The sequence below is a fragment of the Lysinibacillus sp. BSL11 genome, from assembly GCF_052928325.1.
This window is the reverse complement of sequence record NZ_JAVGCX010000003.1, coordinates 150454-171232: the sequence shown is the minus strand read 5'-3', so window position 1 is coordinate 171232 and position 20779 is coordinate 150454. Positions and strand designations below refer to the sequence as shown.

General features: G+C 37.0%; 19 protein-coding genes. 4 read left to right on the top strand and 15 right to left on the bottom strand.

Annotated elements, in window-relative coordinates; translation table 11 throughout:
* Positions 1-179 precede the first annotated feature (179 nt).
* Entirely contained in the window at positions 180-677 is a 498-nt protein-coding gene (locus tag RCJ95_RS05100; protein WP_221681229.1) for a GNAT family N-acetyltransferase, read from the bottom strand.
* Positions 678-785: 108 nt separating this feature from the next.
* Here RCJ95_RS05100 and RCJ95_RS05095 point away from each other — a divergent pair, with 108 nt between their 5' ends.
* The gene (locus tag RCJ95_RS05095) at positions 786-1364 is read left to right on the top strand and encodes a DinB family protein (protein WP_446721984.1); all 579 of its coding nucleotides are present in this window, start codon (positions 786-788) and stop codon (positions 1362-1364) included.
* A gap of 76 nt (positions 1365-1440) precedes the next feature.
* On the opposite strand, the gene RCJ95_RS05090 is transcribed toward RCJ95_RS05095, so the two are convergent.
* From RCJ95_RS05090 to RCJ95_RS05075, 4 genes are all read right to left on the bottom strand, one after another.
* A complete protein-coding gene (locus RCJ95_RS05090) occupies positions 1441-2361 on the bottom strand; it encodes a DMT family transporter (RefSeq protein WP_274770086.1) in 921 nt (306 codons plus the stop codon).
* Positions 2362-2391: 30 nt separating this feature from the next.
* A complete protein-coding gene (locus RCJ95_RS05085) occupies positions 2392-3678 on the bottom strand; it encodes an McrC family protein (protein WP_274770087.1) in 1287 nt (428 codons plus the stop codon).
* Positions 3662-5158, bottom strand: a complete 1497-nt coding sequence (locus RCJ95_RS05080; RefSeq protein ID WP_274770088.1) for an McrB family protein — start codon at positions 5156-5158, stop codon at positions 3662-3664. Before RCJ95_RS05080 ends, RCJ95_RS05085 begins: the two co-directional genes overlap by 17 nt.
* A 273-nt stretch (positions 5159-5431) precedes the next feature.
* Positions 5432-6280, bottom strand: coding sequence for a pyridoxamine kinase (locus RCJ95_RS05075; protein ID WP_257522550.1), 849 nt, complete (start codon positions 6278-6280; stop codon positions 5432-5434).
* 178 nt (positions 6281-6458) lie between these two features.
* On the opposite strand from RCJ95_RS05075, the gene RCJ95_RS05070 reads away from it, so the two are divergent.
* Together RCJ95_RS05070 and RCJ95_RS05065 are read left to right on the top strand one after the other, a co-directional pair.
* Positions 6459-7013, top strand: coding sequence for an ECF transporter S component (locus RCJ95_RS05070; RefSeq protein ID WP_221681224.1), 555 nt, complete (start codon positions 6459-6461; stop codon positions 7011-7013).
* Between the two features lie 132 nt (positions 7014-7145).
* A complete protein-coding gene (locus RCJ95_RS05065) occupies positions 7146-7586 on the top strand; it encodes a cell wall hydrolase (protein WP_004228176.1) in 441 nt (146 codons plus the stop codon).
* 70 nt (positions 7587-7656) lie between these two features.
* Here the strand turns inward: RCJ95_RS05065 and RCJ95_RS05060 are convergent, their stop codons facing one another.
* Positions 7657-8910 carry an MFS transporter gene (locus RCJ95_RS05060; protein ID WP_274770089.1) on the bottom strand — a complete coding sequence of 418 codons (1254 nt, stop codon included), beginning with the start codon at positions 8908-8910 and terminating at the stop codon, positions 7657-7659.
* 134 nt (positions 8911-9044) lie between these two features.
* Entirely contained in the window at positions 9045-10505 is a 1461-nt protein-coding gene (locus RCJ95_RS05055; RefSeq protein ID WP_221681222.1) for an amidase, read from the bottom strand.
* Between the two features lie 130 nt (positions 10506-10635).
* Here RCJ95_RS05055 and RCJ95_RS05050 point away from each other — a divergent pair, with 130 nt between their 5' ends.
* Positions 10636-11367, top strand: coding sequence for a response regulator transcription factor (locus tag RCJ95_RS05050; protein WP_313150500.1), 732 nt, complete (start codon positions 10636-10638; stop codon positions 11365-11367).
* 232 nt (positions 11368-11599) lie between these two features.
* On the opposite strand, the gene RCJ95_RS05045 is transcribed toward RCJ95_RS05050, so the two are convergent.
* The 8 genes from RCJ95_RS05045 to RCJ95_RS05010 form a co-directional block, all read right to left on the bottom strand.
* Positions 11600-13555, bottom strand: a complete 1956-nt coding sequence (locus RCJ95_RS05045; RefSeq protein ID WP_446721983.1) for an AraC family transcriptional regulator — start codon at positions 13553-13555, stop codon at positions 11600-11602.
* A gap of 349 nt (positions 13556-13904) precedes the next feature.
* The gene (locus tag RCJ95_RS05040; protein WP_446721982.1) at positions 13905-14801 is read right to left on the bottom strand and encodes a hydroxymethylglutaryl-CoA lyase; all 897 of its coding nucleotides are present in this window, start codon (positions 14799-14801) and stop codon (positions 13905-13907) included.
* A gap of 19 nt (positions 14802-14820) precedes the next feature.
* A complete protein-coding gene (locus tag RCJ95_RS05035; protein ID WP_446721981.1) occupies positions 14821-16176 on the bottom strand; it encodes a tripartite tricarboxylate transporter permease in 1356 nt (451 codons plus the stop codon).
* Positions 16173-16613: a hypothetical protein gene (locus RCJ95_RS05030; RefSeq protein WP_221681218.1), complete on the bottom strand. Its 441-nt coding sequence runs from the start codon at positions 16611-16613 to the stop codon at positions 16173-16175. The genes RCJ95_RS05035 and RCJ95_RS05030 overlap by 4 nt, the downstream gene beginning before the upstream one ends.
* A gap of 3 nt (positions 16614-16616) precedes the next feature.
* Complete coding sequence (locus RCJ95_RS05025; RefSeq protein ID WP_446721980.1) at positions 16617-17873, bottom strand: hydroxymethylglutaryl-CoA reductase, degradative; 1257 nt, start codon at positions 17871-17873, stop codon at positions 16617-16619.
* A 138-nt stretch (positions 17874-18011) separates the two neighbouring features.
* Positions 18012-18560 (bottom strand): helix-turn-helix domain-containing protein, encoded by a 549-nt coding sequence (locus RCJ95_RS05020; protein ID WP_205445365.1) that lies wholly within the window; start codon positions 18558-18560, stop codon positions 18012-18014.
* A 636-nt stretch (positions 18561-19196) separates the two neighbouring features.
* Positions 19197-19346 (bottom strand): hypothetical protein, encoded by a 150-nt coding sequence (locus RCJ95_RS05015; protein WP_237898606.1) that lies wholly within the window; start codon positions 19344-19346, stop codon positions 19197-19199.
* A gap of 532 nt (positions 19347-19878) precedes the next feature.
* Positions 19879-20322: a hypothetical protein gene (locus RCJ95_RS05010; protein ID WP_446721979.1), complete on the bottom strand. Its 444-nt coding sequence runs from the start codon at positions 20320-20322 to the stop codon at positions 19879-19881.
* Positions 20323-20779: the final 457 nt, after the last annotated feature.

The following is a 20779-nucleotide window of genomic DNA, read 5'->3' as shown; positions in this document are numbered from 1 at the left end:
TTATTATCATGCTAAGTATATGGTTTCTTATAAAGAAAGCAGGCATTGTTAGTGCTTTACTTATTCTTTTTATCACGGGGATTCTTTTATACCTTGCTTTCTTTTCATTGTTCCATTGCTACTCACCATAATAAATTGAAGCCTTTGAAGATGAATACTTCAAAGGCTTTTTAGCATTTTTAGAAATACAGCACCATATAATCCTCATCAAAATATTGCTGTCCTATTTTTAAGGCGTTTCGTTCTGTTCCAAAAACGTGAAAACCTAACGATGTGTATAATCCTTTTGCTGATTCATTGGAAGAAACAACTGTTAAATTAATTTGCTCGACGTCTACTATTGACTTTGCTTGATTGATGATCCCTACCATTAGTTGTTTTCCTATGCCCAATCCCCGCTTTTTTGAAGAAACATAAACGGCAAAAATACTCGCTTTATGCTTTAGCTTCATTTTATTTGCTTGCACCAATGTCGCCACACCGAGTAAATCCTCCTGGTCAAATGCCCCAAATGTAAATGTTCCCTGTCCTTCGAGCCTACTTGCAAACGACTCAAGTGACAAATCCTTTTCTTCCTCGAAGCTAGCGCCAAAAGCTTCTGGATTTGTTTGTAATCCCTCTAATCTTAAATCTCTATATACCTCAGCATCTGCAGCTGTTAATTGTCTAATTTCCATGCCTTTTCCTCCTATCATACTTTTCCTATTTATCGGCCATAACGATTGGCATTTGATGTACTTTTACAACAGTAATCCTTAAAATGGAAATAAAGGAGCTGAAAATCTATGGAATCTACTAGCATGGCAAAACATTTTCTTACGTTACAGGCACAACGACCACACTATCTACCAGCTATTCATTCACTTTCACAGGAAGAACTATGGCAAGTAACACGTGAGGGAAAATGGTCCATTGGTGAACATTTTTATCACCTTTATTTGATTCTCAAAATGCTCCACACAGCAACCAAATATTCTTTATTCCTCATGCCTATCGCTAAAAGGCGAAGAAACAAGCCATACTCTACTGAAATACATGATATTTATGAAGAATATCAATCCAAAAAAGGACAAGGAATGCGAGCACCAGGTATTTTAGTTCCACCTAAGAAAATACGCTTTGTATTAAACAGTTATGATATCGAGCAATTACTTATCAACGAGACACTTGCTTTGCAAAAGTTAGTACAAAATATAGACGAGGATGTTGCAGGGCATATTGTTTTTCCTGATCCCATTGCGCATTATCCTAATCTCATTCAAGCTATTCAGTTGCTGGCTATTCATGAGAGGCATCACTTTAATAGGATGGAAGGGCTTTTAGGAGGAAAGAATTTGAAAGGTACAATTAAAGAAATCACATAGAGCCAATTTGATTTTATGCCCATCAAAACTGGCTCCGGATTTTTCAGTATAGCAACTTTGTCATGGAAAAATTTCATTAGGAAACGCTACGAGCTTTTTGTTCTAGAATTACACTTAAAATTCCAAACAATAACAGTAATAAGACACCCATTAACGTAATATTTGACCATTGTAGCCTTGTATCGAATAGCTGAAAAAAGAAGGTGAATACAGGAATAAAGCACAATGACATCATGACTAAAAATACTTCACAATATTGAATACCCTTCTGTAATAAATACATTGGTATCAAAACACCGATGACGGTCATCAATAAAATCCAACCAATGTTTTCAAGCAAATAAGTAAACATGACATCATATGTAGCGATAAATGAAAGCAAAATGATACCATAAAATCTTTTTGATAATATCATCGAGCTTGTCCATCCTAATTGACTGAGTTGCTTAGAATAGACTGTACATAATACCGCACCAAGTCCACACAATATGCTCGCACCGACTCCTAAAATACTTGATTGGTCCCATGTTTGTATAGCCGATTTCCCTGTAAAAATAGCACTAATCAGTAATAAACTAGCTGCAAATATGCCAATTGCAATACCCCACTGTGCATGTATCACTCGTTTTTTCTGCTGTATTGCAAGTAGCAATGCAAACAAGGGGCCTAGTCCCATTTCAAGAGAGCTCACTATCGCTGGTTCAATATATTTTAATGCAAAGTAAAACCCCATAAAGGCTAATATGGAAGCACCGTTTAACTTCCATAATGATGAACGTGCCTCTTTCCAGCAGGGCTCTACCTTTTGCTTACTTGTGATTAATTGAAAGAAGACAGTCGTGAGAAAAAAACTAATACCGGTGAAAAGAAATGGATGCACGGCTTGTACACGGTTCGAGTAATACACTTGACTAATAGATGTTAAAATGGCTGACAATAGTAAACTTATTACCCCTATTGCATATAGATTACGTTTATTTTCAACTATAACTCCCATAGATTCCTCCTGATAGGATGTCTATTCATATTATTGATTTGCTAGAGTAAACTTCTTTACTAGTTTCTCCAAACTTTTCTCTACATGATGACAGTCGACGAAAAACACCCTCACTTCTGCACTTTGATCCCCTTCATTTGTGTTAAAATGTATTTCTTTCATTTGTTCAACTTCCGTATTCAATGGATAAAGGAGCCATATTTCTTTAGCGTGATATTTTTTAGCATAAGCATACATTTGATACATATCTGCCTGTGAAATGCCATAGTTATTGTGTGGCGTGTTACTTAGCATTTTCCACTTTGTATCTAAAATAATTTTACGAGCGTCATTAGTTAACACAATATCTGGTCGTAATGCAAATTTCCCTTGAAATAAATGATAGCCTTTATCCTGTAATTGTGCATGCCATGCTGAATCACTTAGTAGCTTTTTCAGATGAAAGCCAATATAAGACTCGAAAACTTTTTCCATTGGAAATAATAAGGCTTTAGCAAATGAATGTCCTGAAAAAGTTGTAAAGCTTTGATTATTTAAAAAAATTTTAGACCATTGCATAATCGTTTCATAATCTTTTGAGTTACGATCAATCTTTACCTGAGAAAAATCCTTACTGTAGTTTTTTGATTGCTCAATGAGTTCAAAGTGTATGAGTTGCTTACGAATTTCATTTATATTGTCATTGCTAGTAGATTGTTTTAACAAATAAAGCAATGTAGCCTTGATTAGCCGATTTTCTGCTCGATTTAATCCAAACTCATCATAGCGTGTATAGAAACGTTGTCGATGAATAAGGTTATATTTTAATTGCTGTGAGAATACCATTTTTCCTTTGTATACATTTAAGTTATCCTCCATCGCATAATAGGATGATTTAAGTCCTTTTTTAATCAATTTTTGTACTTCTTCAATGTACAATCGAATGAAAATTTCCAATAACGTCATCTGATCTGTACGAAGACTAGTCTCATTAAAGGTTTTGCTAGGAAATTCTTGTAGTGACTTAAGCATTTTCAAAAATGTTTTTTTAGGGTCAATGGCTGTTTTCCCATATATTTTTGGCAAAATTTGAATTTGTGTACCATTCTTTAATTGCACAATACCAACATAATTTTTTGCACGAATGACCTTTCCAACATGCCGCTTTGTGGAGACAGAGAAAAAATTGTATGCATCAACATCTTCCATTTCATTACAGTCCAAAATCATATTTTCAAGCTGCTCGAAAGAATCATTGTCTATGTATACATACTCATCTTTAAAAGCTTGATTGCATGTCAGAATATCGTATTCCTTCATTTCAATTAGCCTCTTCATTCTCGACCCTTCCATAGATCCATATATAGCTTGATGGTTCCTCGAATGCACTTGCTTGAAGATAGTATTTCGTTTCTGGGAGGTCTATATCAATGTCTCGACCAAATAATCCTTTTATACTTAATTTCTCATCCAAAATAAATCGATATTGCTGGGGTTTTAAATGATCTCCTAACACTAACTGAATCTTGCTATAATCTTCATAAAAATATTCTTGGAGAAGTGGAATAATCGCATTCTTAAAAATATTAGCTAGATTTTCTAATGAACTGTCTTCTTTTAAGCTCATAAAATAGCCATGGCCAATAGTATGTTCGCGATCATACAGTGCTTCAATACGAGCGTTCATGACTTCCATTAGATGTTGAATATGGATGTTCCCAACTTTTATATTAGCTACTGCATTCAAATTTGGCAGCATTTCAATAAAATCAAAGCGTCTCCTAAGTGCTGTATCCATCAGCGCAATCGAACGATCGGCTGTATTCATCGTTCCCAGCAAATAGACGTTTTGAGGGACACCAAAATCCTTTTTAGAATATGGAAGCTTCACATGCATTTCTTCTAGTGCTCCAATTCGTTTTGTCGGCTCAATTAATGTAATAAGTTCACCAAAAATCTTCGATATATTGCCTCGATTAATTTCATCGATAATAAAGACATAATTATTAGTGTTTTCTTCCACATCGATTTGATCATTTTGCGAGTATTTTAAAATTAAATTATTCACATCATTGATGGATAGTCGCCAAAGCTCATAAATGGTTTGCTGCACTAAGTTCGTTTTGCCATTTAGCTCATAAATATTTTCATAGATATCCGTGGCAATCCACTCTACTTCACGACTTCTTTTAAAATCTTCCTCTGCCTCTAACCATTCAGGCTCTCCTGTGATAATGCCAATTGCATCAATATGCTTTTGATCTCCTAAAGAAAAGACAATATCGCCTACACTCATTCCCTCATAGAAATAGTACAAGGTATCTGAAGGATATTCCCCATCCTCAATAAAATCAGTACCTTCCTCATCCCAGCCTATACGAATTTGATTGTCCTTAAAGCATTCTTCTTTCAGCCAATTCTTGCCACTGCCTCCTAAAGAAATCTTCCAAACTTTTTTATTTCCTTCCATCACCTGATCATGAGCAGTTAATTTTAATTGCTGCGCTTGCTCACAAAATTCTTTAAACACGCCTGATTCAATTTTATATTGAATGCTCTCTTCTGCTTCATCGTTTAAAACAGGCTTAATTCCCTCGATAAACTCTTCATATCCATATGATTGATGAAAAGTAACGAATCGAATCAGACCTTGCTTTTTATACGTAAGATAACGTTCAAAAACATCTTGATACGCTTCTGCGCAAATCGCCATAAATTCTTTATTCTCAATAATACTAACCGCGTAGTTCACCGTATTATAAGTTTTCCCTGTTCCTGGTGGACCGTACAGGATGGTATTGATATTGCATTGACTCATTTTTGGGGAATCCTCCTCTAAACTTCATATTTTTAGCAACCTTGATTGGCAAACTTATATTACTGAGGTGCCTTCTTTCAAGGAATTTATTCCCATCATAATACCATAAAATCATTCTAATTTTACTATTTTTTTATAATGTCACCCTATTTATCTAATAAAATCATCCTATATTATTTAATTTTCCTTCAACAAAAAAATCCGTAAAGGTCACTATGAATCTGACATTTACGAATTTTTTATCACAATTACTTATTATGGGCTTATTAACGTTTACAGCAGCATACGTAAAAACTTTTCAAAATGCACGCCTGCCTCACGGGGTACTTGCTCCTTCGAAGTAGCTTCGATCGCTGCAGCTAAAAATGTTTCTGCTAGTGTCATTGATTCCATTAAATCTTGTCCGCGCATCATGCCGCCCATCATGATGGATGCGAAGAGGTCGCCTGTGCCTGAATAGCTCTCACCATTATAGTTGCGGATACTATGAAAAGACCGCTCAGAATCGACAAACATATTCCCAACATAACGCTTGTCCGTATCACCTACTGGTGGATTCAAACCCGTAATAATGACGTTTGCTCCAGTTGCTTGCTGTAGCTGCTGACCTGCCTCTTTAAGGGCAAGAATATAATCTGTATCATTTTGATAGCTCAGTAGCCTTTCATAGGATAAACCTGTAAGCAAGCAACATTCCGTGACATTTGGCGTAATAATATCGGCATGCTTTACTAATGCTTTCATACGATCAAGCAATTCACCCGTAAACATTTTATAGACCTCACCATGATCGCCCATTACTGGATCGACAAGCAACGTTGTCTTATTTGAGTGAAACACATCTAAAAAGCGAAATATATTATCGATTTGCTCCTTACCTGTAACAAAGCCTGTATGAATTCCATCAAAGGTAGCTCCAAGCTTACTCCACTCCTCAATAAAAGAGTCCATCTTTGACGTTAAATCTTCACAATAAAAGCTTGAATATCCTGTTTGTGCCGTTAATATAGCTGTTGGTAGTGGGACTGCTTGCACACCCATCACAGAGAGTACAGGCATCGCAGCCGTCAATGAGCACTTACCAAAGGACGACATATCTTGAATTACAGCAACTTTTTTCATCATACATTCCACCTAACTGATCCTGCTTTTACTTTCCCCATCGTATCACAATTCGAAAGATGCGAAAATAACCTCAAACTGACCCTTAACTTTTTTATGAAATTGACACTTTTACAATAGTCAGTCCTTTGCTAAAGTAAAAATCATCAAAATATTCATCATAGTGAGGAAGAGACAAATGCAAAATATACAAAGGCCAACATCCTATACAAAATCACGCACAAAAACATTTGATTTAGTCATTACAGCCATTTTAGCAGCACTTGTTTTCGTTGCTACAATGTTTATCAATCTTAAGCTACCGTTCGGGCAAGGTGGTCTTATCCACTTAGGAACATCTATGCTGTTTATCTCCGCTATTTTATTTGGTCCTAAAAAAGGAGCACTTGCTGGAGCTATTGGAATGGGTTTATTCGATATCGTAGGTGGCTGGTTAATTTGGGCACCCACAACCATTATTTCACGCGCATTACAAGGCTTCATTGTTGGTAAAATTGCTTGGGCAAAAGGACATAAAGGTGATAATCTTGGGCTGAATATTTTAGGAGCAGTAGTATCAATGCCCGTGATGATTGCTGTTTACTATGTTGGGCAAGCCATTATGTTCAACAGCTGGATTGCCCCGCTGGCATCCATTCCTGGGGACGTCATTCAAAACATCGTAGGCTTAGTTATTGCCATCCCAGTATGTGTTGTATTGAAAAAAACGCCATACTTCAAAAACAATTTTTAATGAAAATACACCATCTTGCTGTTGAACAGGAAAGATGGTGTTTTTTATGGAGTGATCTGCAAAAGCAACGAATTTCAAGATAAAGTGAAACTAGCCTTGTTCTTTTTCATACTATAAGGTGGAGGTGGAAAAATGCCAAGAGTAAAATACCGTGATGCAGACGTTGCTTTAATGGCAAGGATGATGAGAGCAGAAGCTGAGGGTGAAGGTCAACAAGGTATGCTTTACGTGGGCAATGTCATTGTGAATCGTGCAGTGGCATCCTGTTTAGATTTCAATGATGTAAGAACGATTGAGCAGGTTATTTACCAGGTACAAGGCGGAAACTATTCTTTCGAAGCTGTTCAAAAAGGCAATATGTTTTACCAACGAGCAAGAGAAACGGAAAAAAGATTAGCGAAACAAAACTTAGATTTCTGGCGAGAACATCCAGCAAAATACGCACTCTGGTACTTCAATCCATATGCACCATGTCCCCCAACATGGTATGGTCAGCCGTTTACAGGACAATTTAAGAATCATTGCTTTTATGAACCTGCTCCAGATACTTGTGCTAGTGTATATATGGGATAATTCGTTCAACGTTAAAAAGGGAATACCTCTATTGCAGGTATCCCTTTATACTCATATTATATAGCATGGCTTAATTCATCTTTAAAAGCTTTTCCTTAAACATTATTACTCCAATCAAGCCAATTATAGAAAATATGACTGGCGAAATGAAACCATAGTAGTACCCATCACTTACATTGCCTGTGGCAGCTTGAAAGTAATCTAAAATATAACCAAAAATAATCGGCAGCAATGCGGCACTTAGAAAGCCCCCAGTATTGGCAAATCCAGAAACAATACCTGATTCATTTAAAGGGAAAGTTTGGCGAACAGCTGCAAAAGTTAAGGCACTTGCACCATAGCCAAAGCCAATGAGAAAGAATAGGACAATAAGCATGAAAATGGACGGATGCCCTTTCAATAAAAGAAAGGCAAACCAACTCACTAAAACCGCAATATGCACAACAATATAGGGTCTCTTAATTGTACCTAACCAGCCAGCAATCCAACTCATTAATGGTGCTCCTAAAAGCGCTCCGACTAGACCAATCATAATTAGCTGACTAGCCTCTGATCGTGACATCTCATACATATTGATCCCATATGGTACTGCCCACGAGCTAATAAAGCCAACATACCCGCCAACAACGCCAAAATGACAAAAAAATAAGGCCCATGCTTGCCTGCTTGAAAATATTCTTCGTAATAATATGGAGCTTTTTTCACGTTGTATTTCTTCAGTTATGAACACTGGTTCCTTTGAAAAGATGCGTTTTGTGTTTTGTACGAGCACAAAATAAAGAAGTACACCACATAAGCATAGTAAAAGTCCTGTAGAGAAAAAGGTGATTCGCCAACCTAATAAAAGAATCAATGTAGCAAAAGGAACTGTTGCCAATAAGAAACCTAAGCTCCCTGTCATACCTGCAAAGCCGATCAATCGGACAAACTCCTTTTTATGAAACCATTGTGCCAAAATAAGCACCATATTCACCCATATGGTGGCATCTCCTATACCAGTAAGTATTCTAGAAAAGAATAGAATGAATTCATGTGTACCTAAACTGTAAAGAATGGTTCCTATACCTGTAAGGATGGCACCAATGATGAGGAAAACGTTTGGCCCAAATCGGTCAGCTAAAATCCCCATTGGAATTTGTAAACTCGTGTACACAAAAAATTGAATACTCGTCAATAAGCCGATTGTCGATGCCGTTACCCCAAAATCCTCCATCAATTGATCTGTAATTAACCCTGGAGCAGTTCGCTGACTTGCCATTAACAAATAGGTAAACAATACAGCAACAAACACAATCCATCTGTACTTATGTTGTTGTTTGTCCAATAATCACTACTCCTATTAGCTTTTATTTTATGTATATGAGTTCGAGATCAGGATAAAACCTGCTTTTGAGGAAGCTTGAAAATTACGACCGCAAAAAAACGCACCTAGTCTCTACTAAGTGCGTTCATGCTAGATTATACTGCTGGCTGAGGCTGTTCACTAACATGTACTGCTGGTTGACGATCTTTCCAAGGCATGGCTTCCTCTAATTGTCTACCTAGCTGTAATAATGTCAATTCATCTGCAAATTTACCCGTCATTTGTAGACCAATTGGTAGGCCTGATTTACTTTCGGCTAAAGGCAATGATATGGAAGGCTGGCCTGTAGCATTGAATAAATTTGTAAACGGTGCATAAGTGAAAATTTGCTCTGTCCATTCAACAGCCGAAATGTTAGGATTGTTGGCATTTAATTCACCAATTTTAGCAGGAAGTGTGCCAATGGTTGGACTCAATAAAATATCATAGTCTTCAAAGAAGCCTGCTACTTGACGTGAAACGACTGCATTTGTATGAATAGCTTCCAATAAATCAGCCGCCTTTAATTGACCACCATATTCATAGCATTTCCAAATGGCTGCTTCAATATAGTCTGGAGAAACTGCTTTACCAGTTCCCGCTGCAGCCCCCTGAATCATGTGATAAATATTCGCTGTCCAAATAGCAACCGTCGCCTTTGTAAATGATGCTTGTTCATATTTCGGACGCGCCTCCACTACCTCGTGGCCTAGCTCCCTTAAAACTTGAACTGTTTTATGAACTGCTTCTATACATTCCGGATCGACAAATGCCCCAGAATTTGTTTCAGTTGTCCAAGCAATTTTTAGTGGGCGCACTGTTTCCTGGATAAGTTGTCCATACGGTGCATGTGTTACTTCTAATTTGGAATAGCTCCCTAAGTCAGGGCCTGCTACTTGATCCAATAAAACAGCTGTATCACGAATTGTACGCGTCACAGCGAACTCAATGGCAATACCATTTAAAGGCTCGCTATTGAATGGACCAGCTGGAACTCTTCCCCGTGTTGGCTTTAATCCCACTAACCCACTACAGGAAGCGGGAATACGAATAGAACCTCCACCATCATTGGCATGAGCGATTGGCACAATACCACTTGCCACAGCAGCTGCTGACCCACCACTCGAACCACCTGGACTATGAGTTAAATTCCACGGATTGCGCGTTGCACCATAAATAACTGCTTCAGTAGCTGCATTATAGCCAAACTCTGGTGTTGTCGTAGTACCTGCTAAAATCAAGCCAGCCTTTCTAAAGCGCGCCATTAATTCACTATCGACGGGTATAACCGTATTTTCTCCAATACGACTCCCCATACTATGCGAAACACCCTCTGCATGTAGCACAAGCTCTTTAATTAAAAACGGAACACCTGCAAACGGCGCATTTTCATCAACCTTTTCAATTGCCTTGTCAGCCTGCTCTTCTAACACATTAACAACTGCATTAATGGATGGATTGACTTTTTTTATTCCTTCTAACGCTAGCTCCTTTAACTCCTGTGGTGTTACTTCCTTTGATTTTACTAGCTCTGCCAACCCAATACCGTCATAGGATGCATACTCTTGTAAATTCATATCATCACCTCGTATAGTAGTAATCTTGCAACTATAATGTACTGAATATTCTAAATTTAATATATTACCCGAAAGGATAATTCTGTTTTAAGTAGAATATAAATGCATAATAGAGAAACGAGGTGTTTTCATGTTTTTAGAAAATGATTTAGAAAACATTCTTAAAGCGAGCTATCATATTTCGAATATGAATGTGAAACAAAGCAATGAGGGGTTTAAACATGAACTATTGCAAACAATTAGTCAGCATCTCGGCTATCACCATATGTTATTTTGGGAAATAGCAAATAATGAGCTAACCGCCCCTGTGCTTTTTAATATAGAGAGTCATACGATTAATGACTATTTACAAAGATATAAAAACTTTGATCCATTACACCCTCAAAATATAAATACACAGCCTTCCATTCAGCTAATGAGTAGGAATGAAGTGATGTGCCTGCAAAAACAAACCCACTATAAAGAAGTATTTTTGAAGGAAAATCGCTATGAAGATGAAATGGCCATGTATTTGAGGATAGACAATAGGCTCGTAGCAGTTATTGGCTTTTTAAGGAAAACAGGAGAGAAGCTATTTAATGAAAAAGATATTTTAAAGTTAGTGTATCTGAAAAGAAATATCGAAAACATGTATTCCCTTCATCACTATTCACAGCCCTCCATCGTGTTGGAAATGACAGATCGAGAACGAGAAGTTTTAAAGTTTGTATTCAAAGGCTTGAAAAACATAGAAATCGCTAAGCAATTATTCGTCAGTGAAAATACCATCAAAAAACACCTTCAAAACCTATATAGAAAGTTTCAAGTAACCAATCGTACCCAACTACTGGCAAAGTGTTTGAAATATATTGATCATGTTTAGTAGGGTCATCCAAAGAATAATTTCCTGTTCGATACCCATATATTGTGACATTGAACTCTTATACAAACTGGACCCTTCTCTTATTAAAAGGATATAATTTGTCATTTGGACTATAGGGGTATCTACACTATATTCTGAGATGACATTAGAAAAGAGACATTTCGAAGATCGAAATGTCTCTTTTCTATCATGTTTGATAATTATTTATTACAGTCGTTCTTTTGCTATACTTTTATTTTGTTTTAGCAGTTTGAATAATCCATTTAGCTAAATTGTCTATTTGCCCTTCTACAGCAATCGGATCTCTAAACCATGACTCACTTTCAGTCCACAAGTATACTTTTCCATCTCGAATCGCAGGCAAGTTACCCCAAATCGGATCAGCCTGCAGTTCCTCCAACGTTGATTTTGTTGTTAATACCAAATAATCTCCAGTATATTCAGGAAGCATTTCTAGAGAAAACTCGTAAAATGATTCAGCTAGCATATGTTCTGGAACAGTTGAAGGTGGATTCGCACCTAATATTTCATACATAATTCGTCCGCCGCGTCCAGACTTTGATCCGAATAAGAATACCTTTCCATCATACTCCTGCATGATAGAAACTGTCTCTCCCTCACCAAGTGCAGCTTGAACTTCATCACGTAATTTACCAGTGCGACTCTCAAAATCGGTAATCCATTGTTCAGCTACATCCTTTTTGTCTAATAAATCACCGAAATAACGCATTTCCTCCTGAATGGTTTCAAAGCTATTATAAGGCATAGCCACTGTTGGCGCGATGAGTGAATATTTGTCCACTGCTTCTTCTTTATTAATATTTGTGATGATTAAATCTGGTTTCAATTCAACCAGTGCTTCTAGCGAATCTCCTACATCAGTTACACCGTCAAGCATCCCTTCTAAATACGGGCTTTCCATCAATAAAAAATCAGATGCAACTGGTTGGACGTCAAGTGCCAACACGGTTCCTAAATAGGCAGGTGCTGCTATACGTTGTGGTTGTATAGGCACTTCTACATCTCCGAGTGCCGTCTTAATTGGTCGCATTTGGATATTGGCAGGTGCCTCTGACTTTACTTGATTTGATTTTGTTGCGCCACTCTTTCCGTTTGCCCCTTCTGGTGTTGTTCCACATCCTGATGCGACCATAGTCAGACACAATAGTGCCATTGCTAATAGATTTTTCTTTCTAATTTCCATATCATTTCCTCCACCCAACATCAATTGATAATGAATATCATTACTATTTAAATGATACATTGCTGGATGTGGTGCAACAATGGACAAATTTGGCTTATTCATTGTATCTTTCGAACCTATATACTGATATTGCTTGCGGTATTCTCCTGGAGTTATGCCTGTTTGTTTCTTAAACATACGGTTAAAATAGACCGTGTCTGGATAACCAACATAAGCAGCTATTTCTTGTAGCGTCGCTTCGGTATCACACAGCAATTTTCGCGCCAAGTCTATGCGTAATCGAATCGTATAATCAAGTGGACTACATCCCATCTGCTCTTTGAATTTCCTCGAAACGTACTGTGGAGTGTAATTCATTTGCTGGGCCAACTGCTCCATAGAAATCATACCACGATAATTTTTTGCGATATAGCGGACAACTTGTTCTGTTAGAGATGGGGCGTGAGCATGCTCCATCTGCTCCTGTAACGTTGCATGTACGAAACGAATGAATTCCCCCTTGGCCTTCAGTCTTCTCAATTCATGGACATCCTTCATATTTTTCTCTTTGTCTAACTGCCCATTGTCTATTTGTTGCCAGTCGGTAAGCATTGTTTCTAGCATCTCCAACATAACGAGCGGTTCGGATGGTGACACTGCCCAGCTTTTCATAAATGGATTGTCTGTTTGCATTATCATATGAAACTCCCGCAATGCTGAAGCGGGTAAAGAAGCATTGTATAAAATCATGTAGGTGTCAAGAAAGTCAGCGGATTGAACCGTTATCCGCTGCCCCTTGCCGATATGTATTAAATGAAACCTTTCGGATAGCCATACTTCATCGTTTGTCCACAGTTCACCACGTCCATTTGCCACAAACATAAACATGCTTGCTGGTGTTACATAATCACAAATTTCGTCACCACCTCCAACTCGTTTTACCCGAATGTCCAGTACGCGAATGACGACTTGATTCCACAGTTGAATTTGTTCGCTTATATTCATAATATTGCCACGAAACGAACGTTATCTATCCTGTCCATTAGATTGCTCCTTCCCATGCATATTACAATTAGAATTATTTATGATAATCATTCTCATTTTGATTTTTGTTTCAAGATATGTCAAGGACAGTCAAATCATTTCTGGCTAGATGAAGGATTCCAATTAAGCGTAGCTTGTTAAACCGTTATGTGTAATTTATTTATGATTTCAAATCGCTTTAAACAGCCTCTATTTTTTCTCATTAGGAAATTTCCCCATAGAAAAAATTGCACCACCAATTGGTAGAGTGTGTCTAACAAGTGGTGATGCAATTCTAATTTTAATTCTAACTATAGAGGCGCTCTTTTACTTAATTACTTTGCACTTTATATACTTTACTATCAAGCTGTCTATTTATTGCCTGCTGTAAAAATCGTGTAGCGGTAAACAATTTTTCTTCATCAATATTCGTTTGCACGCCTAAATGATGCAGGAAATTTACTAAATCATTTGTTGATACATTGCCGCTTGCACCAGGGGCATAGGGGCACCCCCCTAAACCTCCAATAGCACTGTCATATTTTGTAATCCCCAGCTCTAGTGCTGCAAATATATTGGCTAAAGCACGGCCATACGTATCATGAAAATGAAGGGCAAACAAATCACGATCGTATTGAGGGAGTAGCTCTGATAAAATAGCCTTCACTTGTACAGGATCCGCTACCCCAATTGTATCGCCGAGTGAAATTTCAGAAACGCCCATTGCTAAATAGGCATCAATGATATCCTTCACTGTTTGAAGCTTTACTTCATCACCAAACGGACTGCCAAATACAGTTGAAATATAACCTCTTAACGATATACCTTCACGATTTGCTGCTTCTGCTACAGCTTTTAAGTTCTGTAATGATTGGTTAATTGAAGCGTTTACATTACTTTGATTATGCTCCTCAGAGGCCGAGATAAATAACGCAATTTCATCAACCTTTTGTTGAATGGCTCCTTCTACCCCTTTCAAATTAGGCACAAGCGCTGCATACGTTATTTTTTCATCACGTGCGATTTGCTCAAACACTTCATGATGATCGGCTAAAGCTGGTATCCACTTGGGACTAACAAAAGAGGATACTTCGATATGGCGGACACCTGTTTCACTTATTAAGTTAATCCATTGCACTTTCAAATCAGTTGGAATAAAAATTTTCTCATTTTGTAAGCCGTCACGAGGACCTACTTCTCTTATTTCCACTGCTTTTGGTAAGTTCATCAAGATACACTTCCTTTAATTAAATGCCGAACAGCTGTAGCATAATCCAGCTTGATGCGTAGAATACCATGAATTGCACACCGGCCCCTACACCTAAAATACGATTTAATAAACCGCCCACAGTTGCGACTGTAAATGTTAACACTACTCCTAGCAATTGTGCCTCGTTATAGGCCAGCAAAAATGCTAATCCGATGAACATCGCTACGATTGCTTCCTGGCTAATATATTTCAATACTAATACAGATGCTTTACGTGCATAATTCATCGCAAATGGATAAGCAATTAAAGCGGCTACACTAATACCGATTAACCCAAAAATGAAAAAGTCCCATGAAGACATGAGCGTGTATAAGTTGTTAACTGGATCTACTGTAAAAATCGGTGGTGCATTAAATAAAGGTGATGCTGGTCCAAGTGCTACTGGGCTTAACGGAATACCGAATGCAATTAATGGAATAATCGCTTCAGCAATATAAGTCGATTCCGTTACACCATTCATGACAGTAAGACTCGTTGTTGATTTTTTATAGGCACCTTTTGTACGAGAGCCTACAATTTCTCCCATCAATGACGTCATCCCGACAGGACTAAAGACAAATGTAAGGGAGGAAAGAAACGTTGTAATGCTCGTAAAAATGGTCTGCCTTTTCGATAAAATTTTAAATGGATTCGGGAAATAGCCTTTCCATGATTTCGTTTCGGGAGCAAGATTATATTGATTTGGCTTACTGCGTGCTAGATCATTTTTAGCAACAGAGGAAGCCGCCATTAAAATATTACAAAACATCGGTCCAATCGCAATTCCTAAAAAGAATGTAATACTTAAATGTTTATCCAGCATCGCGAAGCTAACGCTATCTAAAGCTTTTATGAAAAATGCAAATGGAATAATGATTAAAATACTTGCCCATTTTCCTTTTGAAAAGAATGCGATTAAAATTGCGGCAAGTGTAAAAATGATGCCTGATGAAGATTTAAAAAAGTCGGCAAATTGACCTAAAAACTGCCCTAACAGTACAGCTGTTGGTAGGGCAATAAATGCACCGATAACGCCGCCAGAAATCATTTTACGTAGTGCAACGTGCGGCATGCCTAAACGGCGTAATGTATTGGCATGGTCGATTAACGGTACAGCCGTAGTATCCCCTGGAATCCCTAATAACGCAGTTGGGACAGCATGTGTTAAATGCTTAGCTAACACGCCTGCCATGAAAAAGGCGAATACCCCTTCAGGAGGCGCTCCCAGCAAAATAACTAACAATGTAATGGGTACCATAATTGCTGTTTCATCTGTACCTGAAATAAGTCCAATTATAGTAAAGATAGCTGCACCAAGAAGTGCAAATAAAAGAGCTATTACATAAATACTCATTTTTTATCCGCTCCCTTCAAGCCTTGTAAGCTAGAAAGAATACCAAAATCCTCAAGCTCCTTTTTTGTCACCGGATCTTCCTCGATTAAGCGTATTTCCTCGTCTATATCAATTTGTAAATCCTCAAATGCTTCCTTTAAAGAATGACTAGATGCTTCATCTTCTACTAAAATACGCTTTGGTTTAAAAAGAATCGTATTAATAGCAACAACAATCAGAATACCCGTGATTCCTGTTAACAGTGAATAAGAGTTAATCATTTGAGGTTCTGCAAACTTTGGAAAAACCCACTGACCAAACTGATAGCCTAAAAAGCTTGCGGCAACGCTTAAAATAATTGAAATAATTAATTGATTGCCAGAAACCGTGTCTCCTAAAATTTCAATAAACTTCTTTTCCTCTACCTTTTTTTGCCCATTGTATGGAGTATTCGCCATGTATTATTCACCTCGCAGAGAGTTTGTAATCTCTAAAACACGATCATAACGGAAATCCTTCTCTTCTACCGCCTGCTGCACAACACGATCAATAATATCGCCTGTAGCCCCAGCCATTACAGCCAAATTTTTCGCATGCAGACGCATATGACCAGATTGAATCCCCTCTGCTGAAAGTGCGCGTAAGCTTGCTAGATTTTCTACTAATCCTACTGCGGCAATGTAGCTTGCTAGCTCCTCTGCAGATTGCACATCCATAATTTTTAGCGCTGCTTTTGCAACAGGATGAGTCTTCGTAGCCCCTCCCACAATACCAACAGCTAATGGCAATTCCAACGTCCCAACAAGATTGCCTGCTTTATTCAGCTCCCACGTTGTTAAAGAACGATATCTACCAGAACGAGCAGCATAGGCATGAGCACCAGCCTCAACAGCACGTGTATCATTACCTGATGCTAATACCGCAGCAGTAATACCATTCATAACTCCTTTATTATGTGTGGCAGCCCGATACGGATCAGCATCTGCAAATTCGTAAGCACTTACAATATTTTTCGCAATCTCTATCCCCCCGAGCATTTCTGTCGAGAATTCTCCACGCGCACGAACAATACGCTTATCTGCTAAATTTGAAATAATCCGTAGCACCACTCGTCCATTTGTAATACGTTCGATTAATGGTGACACAGATTCCGCCATCGTATTAACAGCGTTTGCCCCCATTGCATCCTTCGTATCTACGATTAAATGGACGACAACCATTGTTTCTTTTGCTGTGTCGATTAAGTGTACTTCTATATCCTTCACTCCACCGCCTAACTTGACTAACGTTGGATCCTTTCCATTACAATGCTCGATGATCTCATTTTTATGTTCAAAAATTTTCGCCCTTGCTGCATGAGGATCCTCAATATTTAATACCTGAATCTGTCCGCGCATAACTGTGCCCGAGCTGGAAGTAAAAATACCACCTAACTCATATGCTGCTCGTGCCGCATTACTAGCCGCAGCGATTACTGACGGCTCTTCCGTAGCCATTGGAATAAATACCTCTTTGCCATTCACCTTAAAGTTGGCCGCTACCCCTAGAGGCACTGAAATGTGTCCAATAACATTTTCAACCATTGCATCTGCAAGCTCTAATGAAATTCCACTTTTTAAAGCTTCAACTTCCTCGTTGGTTAAATTTGATTTTTCAGCGATTAACTTAATTCGCTCTTCTACTGAAAGTAAATAAAATCCCTTAATACGTGAAGTCATCCCCATACCCCCAAAAATAAAAAAAGTGTAATATAATTCAACTTAGTTGAATAACATTACACCAATTGTAAATTGTCTGAATAGTATTGTAAACAAGAAATTTGTATTTTCGATAATATTTATGTTTAAAAGAAAGATTTAATCCTCAACATAAATCGTTAATACCTTTGAGTTTTCTGCAGAATTATTAATAAAGATATGCTCCTTTTTCCCAGAAAAATACGCAGAGTCCCCCTCTTCTAAATTGTAAAATTTATGATCGTATTTCAAGACGATACTACCCGAAATGACATAAATAAATTCATCATTATCGTGTGTATAAGGAGCTAAATTTTCCGCCCCATTATGTACAGTAACAATAGAAGGATTAATATTGCTCATATAGCTCTTATTCGCTAACAGCTCATATTGATAGCCAAGTTCATTCGTCTCAACCGTCTCATTGCGTTCTTTTTTCGAAACAATCGAAATACCATCAAATTGATCCTGAATTACAAACCAGGCCATTGGCACATCAAATATTTCCGCAATCTTGGACAAGGTCACCAGACTCGGTGTCGCTTTGCCATTTTCTATTTTTGAAATATGACTTTTCGTTAAATTAATCTGCGAAGCTAAATCATCCTGAGACATTTTATTTTTCTTCCGCATCTGCTTTATTTTTACTCCAACTTCTAGTAAGTTCATTTCTTCCAGTCCCCTCGATCATTTCGGTTTTTACAATAACTATACTATATTTTTAAATGATGGATAGAAAAATACGGGAGTATAACACTCCTTCATTTTCGTCTGTTCAATTAAGTACTAAAAAGGTGTGCTAAAAGTTTCTCGACTTTTAGCACACCCTTCTACCATTATAGTGATGGGATTCACATCTTCTTAGGCTGAATCCCGCGAATCGTACTTTTTGAGATTGTTGCACTATGCTCCACAATAAACACTTTGAGAGGCCAAAATCAGCTTAAGTTGAACTGAAGAAAGACCAGTATTTTAAAAGTTCTTGATAGAATCGATGACATTTCCGACCTTGTCATAAAAGCGTTTGAAACAAAAATGAAAATGAGATGGATAATTCTCTCAAACTTTCAACGATTTCATTTGTTTTTCAAAAGAGAGTGTCTTCCCTATGACAACAAATGCACGGAGTATGAGCAAATAAAAATTCTAGGGTGGTACGGTACAAGAAATGTTAAGAGGAATGGATATCTGATAATAAGTTTTCTGTCATCGAATCTACCATTTAGGAGAATAATAGAATCTACCGCAATTTTATGTTAAAGAAAAACATAGGGAGATTTTAGTCTTCCTATGTTTTCATTCAAATTATTGATCTGTTTGTTCTTGCTTCTTTTTCAAATACGCCGCACGTATTTTCTCAAGTTGCTGCTTTTTATCAAATTGGGCTGGCTTGTTTTTTTCATGATACTTTGCCACAGCCACCTTACCTTTAGTATCCAATTGATATTTCCCCACTTTGGTTCACCTACTTTTCCTGCCTTTAAAGAAATCTATTCAACAAATATAGTATACCTTATTTTACTGATGTAAACCTTTTTCCTATATTGGTGTATTGCTTAACCTTAATTTCGGTTAAAGCTTAGTAAATAATTGATTGCCAAATGTCTTTAAAATATCTGTATCCTCACTCTTTTCAGATGTTGATACCTTTATTCTTATTTAGTGCTACAATATTGCTCATCTTTATGTATGGAGACGGCGGGAGTCGAACCGCCGTCTCTTAGATATCTTATTATACCAGCATTTATAAGGGGTTTAAGCACTTTTATAAGTTTACTAAATGCCAAACTAAATGCCATTTAACTAAATCTGTTTCGCGGGGGCATATTTTAAAAATCGTTCAAGTAAATCATATAATTAGATCAATTAATTGATCCACAACAAGCTTTCTTCAAATTAATTTATATATCAACGATTAGTTAAATCAAAATAATATAACTCTGTACTAGCATTTTTCCAAATTATTAAATAAGAACTCTTTTTCTTCTCACTTGTTTCGTATTATTTGTTTTAAATTTACATTAGATCGAATATAATTTTGTAATTCTACATTTCTTTGCAGGTATGTATAAGCTTGTGGGGGAGTAAATCCAAATCTAGATTTAAGAACCTCCATTGAAATTGGCTCTTCAATTTCATATAATTCTTCAATTTTATAAGCATATTTGCACTTCATCTCACTTAAGTTAAAACGATCTACACCATAACTATTTCCACTTAATTTTAAGGGATACTCTATCGGTTCTGAAATTCGTAAAATATATTTTAAATGCTTTATTGGATAGGACTCATACACCCAAAAATAGGATGAAAAATTTTTAGGTTTAAAATTTCTGAATTCATAAATTTTTTCTTGTTTTGATATCAATTCATTATAAATTGGCTTAATACTTAAAATAATACTGTTAAGCATTTCCTCATTGACTTTCATAAAATATCCCCTTTTAATTATGCTTTTAATAATATATAACGACAGTGTCCGCTGATGAAAACACAATTTTAACTATTTTATAATTGGAACGGTCGTAAAAATATATATACACAATTAAAGCCTTACTCTATACTATCAGAATCAGGACATGTATCCAATCTTCTCATGAATAATTAGAAAACTAACTTATTATATTCATTTATAATTTTCCGTCTCAAATTTGTTTCTTGTTTAATCTTAGCTGGATCTTTTAATAACTTTCCATATAATCTACTACCTTCTGCATGATAGGAATAAAGCATCGAGAGTTCTTCTAAATAATGCAATAAATTATTACCTTTAAAGAATCTGTGTGCCTTCAAATCCCCTAAAGTATCCACTGCACAAACTATCTCGAACAAATCACAGTCCTAAGTCGAAATAGCACTGATTAATCCATATAATCTCTTATGGATTT